Genomic DNA, 14,706 nt, shown 5'->3' with positions numbered 1-14,706 from the left:
TGCCTCGGGCAGCGGATGCCGAGGCGCGAGCGATTCAATGCAGCGACGGCGGCGTTTCACCGTCATTGGCGGCGGCCTTGCCAGCTTCGGTCTCGGCCTGCTCGCCTTCCGGCTGTTCCACCTGGGGCTGGCCGGGGTGCTGCTCGGTATAGAGCAGCATCGCCGCCATGCGGGCGTGCTCGGTCAGCGCGAAGAGATCATTCTCGTTCTCGGGATCGTCGGCGATATCGACATCGATCGCCGACAGCTGGCCGAGATCCTCCAACGCTTCCTTCAGGGGCGACGACCAGCCCTCGTAGGTCTCGCCATCCACTTCGTTGACGACTTCGAGAAAGCCTTGCGTCCACTCCTTGAGGCCCTGGGCCCGCTCGGAGAGCGCAAACAGCTCGTCCGGCAACAGCGGTTCGAAGTTGAGCTCGGCGGCGGACAGGGCATCCAGCGTCTGGCGGCGCCAGCCCAGCAGCACGTCGGCATCGTCGCGGCTTTCCGGCTGCTCGACGTTGAGCGCCAGACAGACTTCCTCCAGCCAGCGCTCCGCGCTCACGTCGTGCAGGCCCAGCTCGGCGCACAGACGCCCGTCGAGAAACGCCGGTGACTGCAGGCTGCCATGCACGAGAAAGACATTGGCGACGGTGGAAAAATCGAGCTGGTCGTTGATGATCGACATGTCGGCATCCATGATTGGTGATCGCGAGCGTTTGCAGGCAAGCAGCGCGGCAGCCGAGGCTGCGCGTCGCGTTGACCGCCCATAATCGGCTCTCTATAGTGACGGATCAATCGCGGTGGCAAAGCGACTGAGGCTTCGAACCCGTTCCCGGCCTGGCCGATCACCGACCGCAGGCAGCGTGCCGAATCCTGGCGATGGCCGCTCGGCCCGCGACGCGAATGCCTGCCATCTTACCGCATCGATCTTCACCGCCCACCCCGGAGCGACATCATGAGCGACACGCCTCGCCCGACGACCGAAGTCACCCTGCTGGGCAAATCCTACGTGATCGCTTGCCCGCCGGAAGAACAGGAGCAGCTGAAACGCTCGGCTCGCTATCTGGATCGCGCCATGCACGGCATCCATGCCCGCGGCAAGGTGCTGGGCGCCGAGAAGATCGCGATCATGGCGGCGCTCAATATCACCCATGAGCTGCTGACGGCGCTGGACTCTCATCGTGCCGGCGAACAGAGCCTGAGCGACCTGAGCGAGAGGCTCGAACGCGCGCTGGCCAAGGTGGGCGAACCCGATCAGAAGACCCCTTCCCCCTGAAGCTTTCCCCTAAAACTTTCCCGAGTACCTCAATCCGTCATTGGGCAAAAAGAGTCGCTCTGCTACGATAGTGGGGTTTCCTGGAGTGTGCGCCAGTCATTACAAGTCCCTCGAGCCTATGCGCAGTACCCAGGGGGCCAAATGCTAGGCAGGCCCGTGTGCATGTCCGCGCGACGGAAAGCCTGAAGGCTTGCCTGCGGCCACCCACCTTGAACCAATAGGTTCAGGGCCAGAATGACAGCGGCACTCTGGGGAACTCTCTTGTCGTTCAAGATGACCACCGCAACGATCACCACCGAATCTGCCAGGACCGCCACGACATCGCCGATCGGCGAGTCGAACGCCAGTGGCAGCCTCGATAGACGCGAGCTGCGTCGCGAACTGCGTCGACGCCGACGCGCCCTGACCCCGCATCAACGACGCCTGGCTTCCCGCGAACTCTGTCGCCGCCTCAGAGGCCTGCCCGAGCTGCAGCGCGCTCGACGCGTGGCGCTGTATCTGCCCAACGATGGCGAGATCGATCCGCGACCGCTGATCGACTGGCTGGTTGCCCGCCGCGCACATGTCTATCTCCCGGTACTGCGCCCGCTATCCGACAACCGGCTGTGGTTCGTGCGCTATCACGCCGGCACGCGGATGACGCGAAATCGCTTCGGCATCGCCGAGCCGGATACCCGCTTCGGCGCCCATCGCGCCAACCGGCTGCCGGCCTGGGCGCTGGATATGGTTCTGCTGCCGTTGGTGGGATTCGACGACGACGGCCAGCGGATCGGCATGGGGGGCGGTTTCTACGACCGCACTTTTGCCTTCGTCCGTCACCGGCGCCCCAGGCCGCGCCTGATCGGGCTCGCCCACGACTGCCAGCGCGTCGGCTCGCTACCCGTGGCCAGTTGGGATGTGCCGCTGGATGCGATCGTCAGCGACCGGCGGATCGTCAAGCCAGGACGCTGAGGATCGGCGACGCTCGAGAGGCCAGGCCAACCCCGCAAACGACGACGGCCGGCAGCGTTTCCGCTACCGGCCGTCTCCAGCCACACCCCATGGCCTCGCTCTCTTCGTCACACGATGACAGCCTGGCGGCCATGCGCCAGACGATCTCGAGTGATTACGGGCCTCAGGCGCCCAGCAATGTCTGCGCGTAGCCCGTTGCCACCACGCCCACACCGAAGATCAATACCAATGCCATTACCAAGTCGGGCTTGCGTTTCATGTCGACTCCGCTGCGTTGGGTTCGGCCGCTGCCCCCCGCAGCGACGCGCACGACTATAGGGTCAGGCCAAAATCTTGACAAGAGCGTTTCCGGCCCAGATGACACCTTTTTCGTTACCCAACAGTATCGGCATTTACACAAAAAGGCTGAATTGGATTTCAGGCACTTTCAGCGTCCATTTCAACCTTTTGCAACGACTCGAGACTCTGCGCGAAGCCATTGCCCGATTCCGTGATGAGCACTGACGGTCGATGGCTTATCGCTGTGGTCTCCACGGGTCTACGCCATGAACATCCGGTAAGCCGTATTATCGGTCTCTTTCCAGTAGCGATAGCCGATCCGGTCGAAATGCTCCTCGGCATGGGCGCGGTCACCATTGGGCATCTGCAACCCGACCAGCACCCGGCCGTAGGCGGCGCCGTGGTTGCGATAGTGGAACAGCGAGATGTTCCAGTCCGCCGGCAAGTGAGTAAGGAAGTTCATCAGCGCACCGGGGCGCTCGGGGAACTCGAAGCGATAGGCCTCTTCCTCGAAGCGTTCCCTGGGCCGACCGCCGCCCAGATGGCGAATGTGGAGCTTGGCTAGCTCGTTGTCGGTGAGATCCTCGACCGGATAGTCCGCCTCGCGCAGCCGGCGAATGACCTCCTCGCGATCCTCCCCGCCCGGCTTGACCTGCACGCCGACGAAGATGTGCGCGCCTTCGGGATCGGCGTAGCGATAGTTGAACTCGGTGACCATCCGCCGGCCGATCACGCGGCAGAACTGCTTGAAGCTGCCTGGCCGTTCGGGAATCTGCACCGCCAGAATCGCCTCGCGCTGTTCGCCCAGCTCGGTACGCTCGGCGACGTGCTGCAGACGGTCGAAATTGATGTTGGCGCCGGAATTGATGCACATCAGCGCCTGATCCCGCGCCTGGGTCTGCTGCACGTATTTCTTCAACCCCGCCAGCGAAAGCGCGCCGGAGGTCTCCGACACGGCCCGCGTATCATCGAAGATGTCCTTGACCGCGGCACACATCTCATCGGTGTTGACGGTGATCACGCCATCGACGTGATGGCGCAGGATCTCGAACGGCGCCTCGCCGATCTGGGCCACCGCGACCCCTTCGGCAAACACGCCGACCTGATCCAGCGTCACCCGCTCCCCGGCTTCCAATGCCGCCTTGAGGCAGGCGGAGTCTTCGGCCTCGACGCCGAACACCTTGACCTCCGGGCGCAGATACTTGATATAGGCCGCGACACCGGCCAGCAGGCCACCGCCGCCCACCGGCACGAAGATCGCGTCGAGCCGACCGGAGTGCTGGCGCAGAATCTCCATGGCCACGGTGCCCTGGCCGGCGATCACATCGAAATCGTCGTAGGGCGGAATGTAGGTATAGCCATGCTCGGCGATCAACTCTCGGGCGTGGCTCAACGCTTCGCCGAAGGCATCGCCCCGGAGCACCACCTTGGCCCCCCAGCCGCGCACCGCGGACACCTTGATATCCGGCGTGACACGGGGCATCACGATGACGGCCTTGACCCCCATCTGCTTCGCCGCCATCGCCAGGCCCTGGGCGTGGTTACCGGCGGAGGCGGCGATCACCCCCTTGGCCTTCTGCTCATCGCTCAGTTGCGCCATCTTGTTGTAGGCACCGCGAATCTTGAACGAAAAGACCGGCTGCAGGTCTTCGCGCTTGATCAGAATACGGTTGGAGAAGCGGCGAGAAAGGGCAGGTAGCGGGGAAATCGGGGTCTCCCGGGCCGCCTCGTAGACGCGGGCCTGGAGGATCTTCTTGACGATATCTTCGAGTTGCATTCGGGTATGTCCTGGCGAACAGCTGGGGTGCAGCGCTCCCGCCTCGAAAACGACGGGTTATAGTGGACCCGTATTGTTAGCAGACGCCAGCCCCGAGCGTCCAGCGCCATCGGCAGCGATAAGCGCTTGCCCTATACTATCGGCCGAGCGAATGCCTCGAACTTCCTTTCAGCCTGCCGGAACCGACATGACTCAGGACGATCTCAAGCGCGCCGTCGCTGCCGCTGCCCTCGAAGACATCGACAACCTTCTGACGCCCGACGCAGTGATCGGCGTGGGCACGGGCTCCACGGCCAATCACTTCATCGATCTGCTGGCGACGCGTCGGCACGATTTTCGCGGCGCAGTGGCCAGCTCGGAAGCGACCGCCACGCGGCTGAAGTCCCACGGCATCGACGTGCTGGAGCTCAATCATGTCGGTACGGTGCCGGTCTATGTCGATGGCGCCGACGAGATCGACGCCAGGCTGCGCATGATCAAGGGCGGCGGCGCGGCGCTGACGCGCGAGAAGATCGTCGCCGCCTGCGCCGAACGCTTCATCTGCATCGCCGATGCCAGCAAGCGGGTCGAAGTGCTGGGCGGATTCCCGCTGCCGGTCGAAGTCATTCCCATGGCGCGCTCCTACGTTGCCCGCGAGATGGTCAAGCTGGGCATCACCCCGGTCTATCGCGACGGCGTGCTGACCGACAACGGCAACCGCATTCTCGACGGCTACGACAAGCTGTTCGACGAGCCGGAAGCGATGGAAACGGCGCTGGACGCTATCGTCGGCGTGGTCACCAACGGCCTGTTCGCCCGCCGCCCGGCCGACGTGCTGCTGCTCGGTGGCGCAAACGGTGTCGAGCGCTTCACCCGCTGAGACCACCGGGCCCCGGCCGAGCGCGTTGCTAGGTCTAAACGACACAGGATCAACGCGGCACAGGATCACAGCGGCACAGAATCCAGGTCGTATGGGATCAAATTATGGCCCTCCCGGCCGATATACTGGCGACGGCCAGTATCCTCGTGCTCCGGCAGCCCTGTTTTGACCGACCTTGTGTTGACCACCCGGTCTCGACCAGGCCCGGCTCGGGACTCGATCCGGGGCGTGGCGTTCGAATACTGGCTCCGTCGTCCTGGCCATCGTCGATATCGATGGCGTGACTGCCTGAGGGGCCTGGTCCTTCAGGCCCGACTTCGATCAGAGGACCCCCATATGACGACCGCCAAACTCGGCTCAGTAGCCGACATCATGAGCCACAATGTCGTGACATTGCGTCTGGAACAAACGCTTTTCGACGGCAATGAGTTGATGCGGGAGCACAAGATACGTCATGTGCCGGTGCTGGATGAACAGGACCAGCTGGCAGGCTTGCTCGACCAGAAGGTCGTATTGCGGGAAGCCTTAAGGATTGCCAATGACCATGGCACGCACCGCCTGGACCATTACCTCAAGCAGGTCCCGCTTGCGGATGTCATCCATCAGGATTTTCTGACACTGCCCATCGATACGCCTCTTATCGAGGCAGGACAGCGACTGCTTTCCCATAGACAGGGCGCCCTGCCTGTCGTCGACGACGGCCGCCTGGTCGGCATCCTGTCCTCGGTGGACTTCGTCCGCTTGGCCGTGAACCTGCTCGAAGCGTGATAGCCTTTCGCGCGTAAGCGTCGGGCAGCCGCGAGTCCGGATAGCTGCCCTATGATTGCCCTATGATTGCCCTATGATTGCCCTATGGTTGCCCTATGGTTGCCCTATGGTTGCCCTAGAGCCGATTGGGGCAGTCGATGCCTTCGGCGAAGGCGACCAGGTTGGCGCAGGTCACCTGTGCAATCTCGCGCAGCGCCTCGACGGTGAAGAAGCCCTGGTGGCCGGTGATCAGCACGTTGGGGAAACTCGTCAGGCGGGCGAAGATATCGTCGTCGATGATCTCCGCCGAATGGTCGCGGAAGAACAGTTCGCTCTCCTGCTCGTAGACATCGATCGCCAGCGCGCCCAACTGACGCGACTTGAGCGCGGCAATCACCGCCGGCGTATCGATCAGCGCCCCGCGCGAGGTATTGACCAGCATCGCGCCGGGCTTCATCGCCGCCAGCGCATCGGCGTCGATCAAGTGATGCGTCTGCTCGGTCAGCGGGCAGTGCAGCGAGACGATATCGGAGCGGGCCAGCAGGGCCTCCAGCGGCACCATCTCCCCGTAGGCAGGAAAGGCATCGCTTGGATAGGGGTCGTAGCCCAGCACCTCGCAGCCGAGCCCCTTGAGAATGCGCGCCATGCACAGGCCGATGCGACCGGTGCCGACCACGCCCGCCGTCTTGCCGTGGAGCGTTACACCCAGCAGGCCATCGAGGGCGAAATTGCCCTCGCGCACGCGATTGAATGCCCGGTGGGTCTTGCGGTTAAGCGTCATGATCATCGCCAGCGCGTGCTCGGCCACCGCTTCCGGCGAGTAGGCCGGCACGCGCGCCACGAACAGGCCAAGCCGATGAGCGGCATCGAGATCGACATTGTTGAAGCCGGCGCAGCGCAGCACGATGGCCCGGATGCCCAGTGCGGCCAGTGCCTCGATCACCTCGGCATCGAGGCAGTCGTTGACGAACACGCAGACGGCATCGCTGCCTTCCGCCAGCGCCACGGTGCCGGCCTCGAGGCTGGCCGTCTGATAGAGCCACTCGAGGCCGGCATCGGCAAAGCGGGACTCTCGGATCTCGTCGAAGAAGCGACGATCGTAGGGCTGGGCACTGTAGACCGTAATTCGCATCACATCACACTCGCAGCGGCAGGAATCTTTCCCTAGGGTCGGTTGGCATTTCACGCGCAGCAACGCGGTTTGCGCTGGAACGTCAACAGACCCTAGCGTAGCGAATTCCCGCATCGCCACCAGAGACCAGTCGCCGCACCCACAGGAGATATCGTGACCCTGCCGATCATCCACCACCCCGGTTACAGCTGCGAATGGCCCGAGCGGCACCCGTTCCCGATGGCGAAGTTTCGCGCCCTGCGGGAGCGCCTGTCGACGCTGGGGTTCGACGCTCTCGACGAGGTTCGCTGGATGACGCCGCGCCCGGCGAGTAGCAAAGCGCTACTGCGCACTCATACCGCAGATTACCTGCAGCGATTCTACCTGGGCGAAATCGCGACCACCCGACGCACGCCCAGCGGCTTTCCCTGGTCGCCGGCGCTGGTCGAACGCACCTTGCTGGAAGTGGGCGGCACGCTGGCCACCGTGGAGACGGCGCTGGAAACCGGCCTGGCGCTCAACAGCGCTGGCGGCACCCACCACGCCTATGCCGATCGTGCCAGCGGCTACTGTCTGCTCAACGACCTGGCGGTCGCGGCACATGGCCTGCTGGCCGAACATCGTCTCGAGCGGATTCTGATCGTCGACTGCGATGTCCATCAGGGCGACGGCACCGCCTGGATCTTCCGCCATGAACCGAGAGTCTTCACGTTCTCGATCCATGGCGAGGCCAACTTCCCCTTCGAGAAAGTCCAGAGCGATCGCGACGTCGCGCTACCCAAGGGAACCGGCGACGACGCCTACCTGCGCTGCCTCGCCCGGGAACTCGATCCGATCCTGAGCGATTTCCGGCCGCAGTTCGTGCTGTTCGATGCTGGCGCCGACGTGCACGCCGGTGATCGGCTGGGGCATTTCTCGCTGAGTACCGAGGGTCTTTTCCGCCGGGACCGGTTCGTCCTCGCGCGGTGTCGCGACCTGGGCATTCCCGTTGCCGCCGTCATCGGAGGGGGCTACGACCGCGATCTCAAGGCACTGGCGGATCGTCATGCCCAGTTGTTTCTCGCCGCATTGGCGCTGAACCCCGAGTCCAGCCGTAGCGGCGAGGGCTCAGCGGCGAACTGACCGGAAAGCACGAAGTACTTGTGCATCACCAGCAGCGAAATCAGCCGTTCGCGACGCGGGTCGAGAAACTGTGCCCCGTGCGCGTTGGCATTGCGCACGATCGCCTCCGCCTCGTCGGGATGAGCGGTGTAGTAATCCATCTTGGCTTCCAGATCGCTGCAGTCATCGGCCAGCGGCACGTAGTGGACGTAGGGCTCGAGCGTGCCTTCCCTGAACCGGGCGAAGATACATACGGGAACATCCATCAGCCAAAAGGTCCGAGCCCTGGGAAGAGTGTCGCAGTCATATCTGACACGCTTCTGACAGGCCGAGCTTTTTTCTGACAGACCAAGCCTTCGGTGATTCCCCTGGATAACGTTACGAATCGTTCAGAAGTGCAGCGATCTTTGCTCGCGTTCGTGCCAGCGCACCGCGATTGGCGGCCACGACCGCTCGCCCCGCTTCGCCCAGCTCGTGACGATGCGCGTCGTCACTCAGCAGGGCCACGAGGGTCTCTCCCAGCGCCTGGCCGTTTTCGACCTGAACCCGCGCATCGCTCTGCGCCAGGGTATCGGCGATCTCGCGCAGATTGTCCAGATGGGGGCCGCTGACCACGGCAACGCCCAGCGCCGCCGGCTCGAGCAGGTTATGCCCGCCGATCGGCGCAAGCGATCCGCCCACGAAGGCCACATCCGCGCAGCCGTAGAGCTTCATCAGATCGCCCATGGTGTCGCCCAGCAGCAGGGTCGTCGAAGCGGTCAGCGCAGGACCGGCGCTCAGACGCTGCACCCGCTCGCCCGCCTCGAGACAGTGAGCATTCACTTCGTCGAAACGCTGCGGATGGCGTGGCACCAGGATCAACAGCGCGTCCGGGAAGCGGCGCCTGAGCGCGGCGTGAGCGATCAACGCCTGCTCCTCCTCGCCCGGATGGGTGGAGCCCGCGATCCAGACCGGCCGCGGCCCCCAGCTTGCCCGCAATTGCCGGCTGGCCTGCCGAGTCGCTTCGTCCACGTCGAGGTCGAACTTCAACGCCCCGGTGACGGCCACTCGTGCCGATGGCGCACCCAGCTCGACGAAACGATCCGCATCCAGCGCCGACTTGGCACCGATCCAGGCGATCGTTTCGAGCATGCCTCGGCTCAGCGCGCCGAAGCGCTGATAGAGGCGAAAGGCGCCCGCACTCAAGCGACCGTTGGCGATCACCACCGGCACGTTCCGCCGTTGACAGGCCGCCAGCAGATTGGGCCAGAGCTCGGTCTCGGCGATGATCGCGAGGCGTGGATTCAACCGCGCGATGAAGCGCCGCGCGCTACCGGGAAAGTCCAGCGGGAGAAAATGGTGAGTAACTCGATCGCCGAACGTCTGGCGGACACGTTCGGCGCCCGTGGCGGTCATGGTCGTGATGACGAGGTCGTGATCCGGATGATCCTCCAGCAACGCCCGGATCAGAGGCGTTGCCGTGACGACTTCCCCCACCGAGGCTGCGTGCAGCCAGAGACGCGGGCGGCTCCCGCTGACCTGAATGAAACCCAGACGTTCTCGGCGCTTGTAAGTGGGCGCCCACTCACGCCATACCCGCCACCATATCAGGGGCGAGAGCAGCGTGATCGTCAGCGAGTAGAGCCAGCGCGCGAGTCGCGACGATCGTCCGGAACGGGAACGCACCGCGGCTCAGCGCTCGCGGTCGAGAATGGTGTCGATCATGGTGGTGGTCGACACACCATCCTCGAAGCCCAGCACCAGCACTTCACCGCCGTTGGCGATGACCGCTTCGCCGCCGGCGATATCCTCGGGGCGATAGTCGCCGCCCTTGACCAACCGGTCCGGCAGGATCGCCTCGATCAGCCGCGCCGGCGTGTCCTCGCTGAAGGGAACCACCCAGTCCACCGCCGCCAGCCCCGCCAGCACCTGGGCCCGGCGCGCCAGGGTATTGATGGGCCGCTTGGGCCCCTTGAGCCGCGCCACCGAGGCGTCGTCGTTGACCGCGACGATCAGGCGATCGCCCAGGCGCTTGGCCTGCTCCAGATACGCCACGTGGCCGGCGTGCAGGATGTCGAAGCAGCCGTTGGTCATCACCACGCGCTCGCCTCTTGCCTGAGCCGCACGCACCGCGCCGATGAGCGGCTTTTCCTCGATGACGCCGTACTCGGCGAGGCTGTCGCCGTGAAGCGCGGTGTAGAGCTCCGCCACCGAGAGCACCGCGGTGCCGGGCTTCGCCACGACCAGGCCGGCAGCGAGATTGGCCAGCATCACCGCTTCGCCGAAGCCGTGGCCGGCCGCCAGCGCCAGCCCCAGCACGCCGATCACCGTATCGCCGGCACCGGTCACGTCGAAGACTTCGCGGGCATGGGTCGGCAGATGCAGCGGCGCGAGACCCTCGCGGATCAGGGTCATGCCGCGTTCGCTTCGCGTGACCAGCAGCGCTTCGAGCTCCAGCGTCGCCCGCAGTTGCTCGCCCTTCTCGGCCAGTTCGGCATCGCTGGCGCACGGCCCGACGATCGCCTCGAATTCGGTCAGGTTGGGGGTGATCACGCTGGCACCGCGATAGCGGCTGAAATCGCTGCCCTTGGGGTCGACCAGCACCCGCTTGCCGGCGGCCCGGGCGGCGGCGATCAACGCCTCGACCCGGTTGAGGCTGCCTTTGCCGTAGTCGGACAGGATCACCACATCGGCATCACCCAACGCCGATTGGACCTTCTCGATCAGCGGCGTGGTATCGACATTCCACAGCGGCGACTCGAAGTCGAGACGAATGAGCTGCTGGTTGCGACTCATGACACGCAGCTTGGTGATCGTTGGCACGTCGGCGCTGCGGTGAAAGTAAGCACTCACATTGGCGGCTTCCAGCGCGCGCTCGAGATGGCCGGCATTGTCATCGTCTCCGACCACTCCGGCCAGGCTGGCCTGCCCGCCCAGGGAAGCGATGTTCAGTGCCACGTTGGCCGCCCCGCCCGGGCGATCGTCGGCGTCTTCCACCTTGACCACCGGGACCGGCGCCTCGGGAGAAATACGTGACGTGCCGCCGTGCCAATATCGATCGAGCATGACATCACCCACCACTAGCAGGCGGGCATGCTCCAGTTGCGACAGATCAATCTTCATGCGGGGGCTCCGTTACGTCTTCGGCCTGGGCAGTATCGCTCGTTGCGGCTATCAGCCGATCCAGATGCTCGACCACGTCGTCCAGCGTGATCAACGCCATGGCATCGGCGTGACGCACGCGTGTGCCCCAGCTGACGGCCTCGATGGGCTTTTTCAGATAGCGGCGAACGGCATCAGGGTACCGATTGACCACATGGTCCCGCCACAGATACGGCGCCGCACGATCCGGGTTGGTGGTGGCGTACAGTCCCAGCGTCGGTGTGCCAAGCGCATTGGCCATGTGAACCGGGCCGGAATCCGGCGCGATCACCACGCGGGCGCGATCGAGCAGGGCCAGCAAGCCTTTGAGCGAGGTGCGGCCGATGGCGTCGATGATCTCGATATCGGGACACAAGCGCCGGATCTGCTCGCCCATGTCGCGCTCCTGCGGGCTGCCGCCGCCACTCATCACGGTTCTCAGGCCATGGCGTTGCCAGGCGTGCTCGATGACCGCCGCATAGCCCTCCGCCGACCAGTTGCGGAAATTGCGCAGGCGCGGATTGGCACAAGGGCTGATGACCAGATAGGGCTGATCGCCGGTCAACTGGCGGGCCTCGTCATAGGCGGCCTTCGGCACCGGCAGCGACCAGTCGAGGCATGTATCCTCGACGCCCAGCAGCCGTGCGAAATCCATGAAGGACTCCAACACATGCGCCCGTGGATTCGGCGCCAGTTGGCGATGCGTGAACCAGTGCTGCCAGTCCTTGGCCCGCGCCTTGTCGTAGCCCACGCGGACATCGCACTTGAGGCCCAGCGACAGCACGCTGGCCCGCAACGCCTGCTGCATGTGCAGCAGCACGTCGAAACGCACGTCCGCGAGCTGGCGCCATATCTCGCGCATGCCCTTGAACCCGGTGGATTTGTCGTACACGACGAGATCGACGCCATCGAGCCCATCCAGCAGACTGTACTCGGCCTTGCCGACGATCCAGGTGATGCGAGCCTCGGGCCACTGGCGCTGCAAGGCACGCACCGTGGGGACCAGATTGCAGACATCGCCCAGCGCGGAAAGGCGCAGGATGCCGATGTGTCGAGGCTGCTCTGGCAGAGAATGCTTCATGGGGTTGACCGAATTCCCATTGGGTAAAAGCATTCATTCTAACGGAAGTTGATCAAGAAGCGTGACCGCTGCCTGCGTTCACTAAAGTTCGACAGCGGTACGCGAAGCCTTACAGAACGGGACTATCCAGATCGGCTTGCGTCTGCAAAGATAATTGACGCGGCAGGTCAAACCATTCCCCCTACTTTTCATCCATGCTATGTGGCACGAAGCGCTCAAACCCGCTGCCCGGAGTAAAAGTCATCTCACCGAAATAAACTTTTCCACTGATAGCATAAAGATCTACTCTGACATAGGAAAAGCCCTGCGACAACACGTCAGCAATCTTAATGAGATCATTTAAAGCCGGCGGCTTTTTTAATGACTCGGTTTTCTGGCTATTAGGGTATTTCACAGTCAAACATATTCTTTCCCACTCAGATGTGTAATAGTCTCGCACATGACCATTAAAGCGATCACTATCCACCTGAACAATAAAGCGCTTATTTCCTTGGCAATCAAAGCAATGAATCTTATAATCTTTAGATATCTCTCCATTCTCATCCAGCATTAGTTTTTCAACAACTATAAAAGGGGATATGTTGCAATACTGAGTCTCTCTCGAACCCATATAGAAATTACGAGTCAGCCAACAGTTTCTTTCTTCAAGTTTTTATAGTTAACATCCCTTTTGTTACGAACGATCTTGTTCATGGCACTGCCATGATTAGCTTTTATGACAAACTGAGGCGGCAACAGATCGAACATATCACGCGTCAATGTGGTACCACTTGCAAGCAAAGGAATCAGGTGTTCGTTACCAATTCGCTCGGTCACGAACCGCCTAACCGTAAGCTTGTCCGCTAGATCGCGAAAAATTGGTTTATCCGCATCCAGCTTGTAACAAGTGAGCTTCTCATTCCAAGTACTGGGACAAGTCGGGCGGATGGCCAAAGCGTTTCTCGAATTGGCGAATTGCCTCTTGGCGGTCGCTACGCTTCAAGCGACGATACGCTTCTAATAAGCGCCTAGCTTTTTTTCGCCAATAAAGATCCAACCACATATCAACAAAGCCTCTCTTTCAACACTTTCACATATCTATTTAAAACAGCCACTTCCAAAAATTCGTAATAGCGAAGTCATCTAGAGACATCTTTGAATAAAAACAGGAAAGAACTTCTCAGCTTTTCCGTTTGCTGACGATAAGAGTAATCAATCACCAGGTGGGAAAGGTTCGTACCCAGAGAGTCGAGACTTGGCTCCTCCAGCATCCGCTCGAGACGATCGACCCAGGCTTTGGTATCCCGACTTTCCAGAATCAGGTCGGCGTGGTCAGCCTCGAGCAACTCGGCGGCGCCAGTGGTCGAAGAAAGCAATACCGGCGTGCCACAGGCCATGGCCTCGAGCGAGACGCGTCCGAACTCTTCGATATGGGCCGGCAGAACGAATATGTCGAGCGCCCCGTAGAGCGTCTCGACGTCACTGACCGTAGTGCGCCAGATGAAGCGTTCGGCGATGCCGGCTTGTTCAGCCTGGCGTTGATAGGGTGAAAAGTCGTCCTTGCCCACGACCAGAAAGCGGCACCGGCCGGGCAAGCGCTGATCCAGTCCGGCCGCCATCTCGACGAATCCCGCCACGTTGCGTTTGGTGAAGTTGCCGGAGGTGATCAGGCCGATCAGCCGGGTGTCGTCATCGATACCCAGTTCGCGTCGCCGCACCGGGCGTCCTGCCGTGGCCCGCTCGAGATTGAATATCTCGGGGTCGTAGCCGGGGTAGCTGATTTCGATTCGCGACTCGTCGATGCCATAGCGATCACGGAAATCATTAGCCATCATGCGCGAATTGACCGCCAAACGGCGGAACTTGCCGCCTTTCAGCACGTGATCGTGAATCGCGGCAACTTCATGGCCCGGTGGCAGATCGCGCCCGTGAATGCGCTGGCTGGCGAGATGGACGCAGTTGTGCATGTAGACGACATCGGGCGTCTCGACATCGCCATGGCTGACCAGCATGGCTGGTCGATGACGCCGACACCAAGCCTGCACCCGGCGATTGAACCAGAAGCGCCGAAAAGGCCCTTTGAACGGCCAGCGCTTCAGCCGAACCAGCTCGGCGCCGGCCGCTTCCGCCAGCTCGCGCCGGCCGCGCTCGGCCAGAATCGCCACGCGATAGCCCAGCGCTTTCAGTGCGATGGACTGTTCAAAAGCGTTGCGACTGGCGCCGGTACTCTTTTCCACCTGACGAATGGCGATCACGGCTAACGGCGCTTGCGAATCTTCAGTCACGACGGCTTCCTTGCGATGTTCGATGGGTCCCGGGCGGTGAAACGCCGACATGCGGTGACGGGGTTGCCCGGTTACAATGCGCCCCGGCGGCTCGTTGCCGTCTATTCTGTCTCTTTTCGCCGGCCCGCTACGATTCAAACGCACCAGGCCCAACGTCA

Annotated in this window: 15 protein-coding genes and 1 other RNA gene; 6 read left to right on the top strand and 10 right to left on the bottom strand. The window is 62.6% G+C overall.

Annotation, left to right across the window (positions count from 1 at the left end; all coding sequences use genetic code 11):
- Positions 1 to 34 precede the first annotated feature (34 nt).
- Complete coding sequence (locus R5R73_RS00240) at positions 35 to 667, bottom strand: UPF0149 family protein (protein ID WP_071232495.1); 633 nt, start codon at positions 665 to 667, stop codon at positions 35 to 37.
- Between the two features lie 270 nt (positions 668 to 937).
- Here R5R73_RS00240 and R5R73_RS00235 point away from each other — a divergent pair, with 270 nt between their 5' ends.
- From R5R73_RS00235 to R5R73_RS00225, 3 genes are all read left to right on the top strand, one after another.
- A complete protein-coding gene (locus tag R5R73_RS00235) occupies positions 938 to 1,258 on the top strand; it encodes a cell division protein ZapA (protein ID WP_071232414.1) in 321 nt (106 codons plus the stop codon).
- A 74-nt stretch (positions 1,259 to 1,332) separates the two neighbouring features.
- A non-coding RNA gene (gene ssrS / locus R5R73_RS00230) (6S RNA) lies at positions 1,333 to 1,517 on the top strand.
- A gap of 2 nt (positions 1,518 to 1,519) precedes the next feature.
- A complete protein-coding gene (locus R5R73_RS00225) occupies positions 1,520 to 2,209 on the top strand; it encodes a 5-formyltetrahydrofolate cyclo-ligase (RefSeq protein WP_322528436.1) in 690 nt (229 codons plus the stop codon).
- Between the two features lie 538 nt (positions 2,210 to 2,747).
- Here R5R73_RS00225 and ilvA read toward each other — a convergent pair.
- Positions 2,748 to 4,265, bottom strand: a complete 1,518-nt coding sequence (gene ilvA, locus R5R73_RS00220; RefSeq protein WP_322528435.1) for a threonine ammonia-lyase, biosynthetic — start codon at positions 4,263 to 4,265, stop codon at positions 2,748 to 2,750.
- Positions 4,266 to 4,452: 187 nt separating this feature from the next.
- On the opposite strand from ilvA, the gene rpiA reads away from it, so the two are divergent.
- Together rpiA and R5R73_RS00210 are read left to right on the top strand one after the other, a co-directional pair.
- Positions 4,453 to 5,124 carry a ribose-5-phosphate isomerase RpiA gene (gene rpiA, locus R5R73_RS00215; protein WP_110634947.1) on the top strand — a complete coding sequence of 224 codons (672 nt, stop codon included), beginning with the start codon at positions 4,453 to 4,455 and terminating at the stop codon, positions 5,122 to 5,124.
- Positions 5,125 to 5,460: 336 nt separating this feature from the next.
- Positions 5,461 to 5,892, top strand: a complete 432-nt coding sequence (locus tag R5R73_RS00210) for a CBS domain-containing protein (protein ID WP_322528434.1) — start codon at positions 5,461 to 5,463, stop codon at positions 5,890 to 5,892.
- A gap of 115 nt (positions 5,893 to 6,007) precedes the next feature.
- Here the strand turns inward: R5R73_RS00210 and R5R73_RS00205 are convergent, their stop codons facing one another.
- Complete coding sequence (locus R5R73_RS00205; RefSeq protein ID WP_322529628.1) at positions 6,008 to 7,003, bottom strand: 2-hydroxyacid dehydrogenase; 996 nt, start codon at positions 7,001 to 7,003, stop codon at positions 6,008 to 6,010.
- Between the two features lie 153 nt (positions 7,004 to 7,156).
- On the opposite strand from R5R73_RS00205, the gene R5R73_RS00200 reads away from it, so the two are divergent.
- Entirely contained in the window at positions 7,157 to 8,104 is a 948-nt protein-coding gene (locus tag R5R73_RS00200; RefSeq protein ID WP_322528433.1) for a histone deacetylase, read from the top strand.
- Here the strand turns inward: R5R73_RS00200 and R5R73_RS00195 are convergent.
- The 7 genes from R5R73_RS00195 to R5R73_RS00165 form a co-directional block, all read right to left on the bottom strand.
- A complete protein-coding gene (locus tag R5R73_RS00195) occupies positions 8,026 to 8,349 on the bottom strand; it encodes a glycosyl transferase family 90 (RefSeq protein WP_322528432.1) in 324 nt (107 codons plus the stop codon). The genes R5R73_RS00200 and R5R73_RS00195 overlap by 79 nt on opposite strands.
- A 112-nt stretch (positions 8,350 to 8,461) precedes the next feature.
- Positions 8,462 to 9,748, bottom strand: coding sequence for a lipid IV(A) 3-deoxy-D-manno-octulosonic acid transferase (waaA, locus tag R5R73_RS00190; RefSeq protein ID WP_322528431.1), 1,287 nt, complete (start codon positions 9,746 to 9,748; stop codon positions 8,462 to 8,464).
- A 6-nt stretch (positions 9,749 to 9,754) separates the two neighbouring features.
- Positions 9,755 to 11,185, bottom strand: coding sequence for a bifunctional D-glycero-beta-D-manno-heptose-7-phosphate kinase/D-glycero-beta-D-manno-heptose 1-phosphate adenylyltransferase HldE (hldE, locus tag R5R73_RS00185; protein ID WP_322528430.1), 1,431 nt, complete (start codon positions 11,183 to 11,185; stop codon positions 9,755 to 9,757).
- Positions 11,175 to 12,284 (bottom strand): glycosyltransferase family 9 protein, encoded by a 1,110-nt coding sequence (locus R5R73_RS00180; protein ID WP_322528429.1) that lies wholly within the window; start codon positions 12,282 to 12,284, stop codon positions 11,175 to 11,177. The genes hldE and R5R73_RS00180 overlap by 11 nt, the downstream gene beginning before the upstream one ends.
- 181 nt (positions 12,285 to 12,465) lie before the next feature.
- Complete coding sequence (locus tag R5R73_RS00175) at positions 12,466 to 12,894, bottom strand: ATP-grasp fold amidoligase family protein (protein WP_303856939.1); 429 nt, start codon at positions 12,892 to 12,894, stop codon at positions 12,466 to 12,468.
- Positions 12,895 to 12,908: 14 nt separating this feature from the next.
- On the bottom strand, positions 12,909 to 13,217 hold the full coding sequence (locus R5R73_RS00170; RefSeq protein WP_087721123.1) for an ATP-grasp fold amidoligase family protein: 309 nt from the start codon (positions 13,215 to 13,217) through the stop codon (positions 12,909 to 12,911).
- Positions 13,218 to 13,402: 185 nt separating this feature from the next.
- Positions 13,403 to 14,548 (bottom strand): glycosyltransferase family 4 protein, encoded by a 1,146-nt coding sequence (locus R5R73_RS00165; RefSeq protein ID WP_256961331.1) that lies wholly within the window; start codon positions 14,546 to 14,548, stop codon positions 13,403 to 13,405.
- Positions 14,549 to 14,706 lie beyond the last annotated feature (158 nt).

Origin of the sequence: Salinicola sp. LHM, from assembly GCF_034479735.1 — a bacterium.
Classification (GTDB): Bacteria; Pseudomonadota; Gammaproteobacteria; order Pseudomonadales; family Halomonadaceae; genus Salinicola; species Salinicola salarius.
This window is presented reverse-complemented; position numbering and strand designations above follow the sequence as displayed.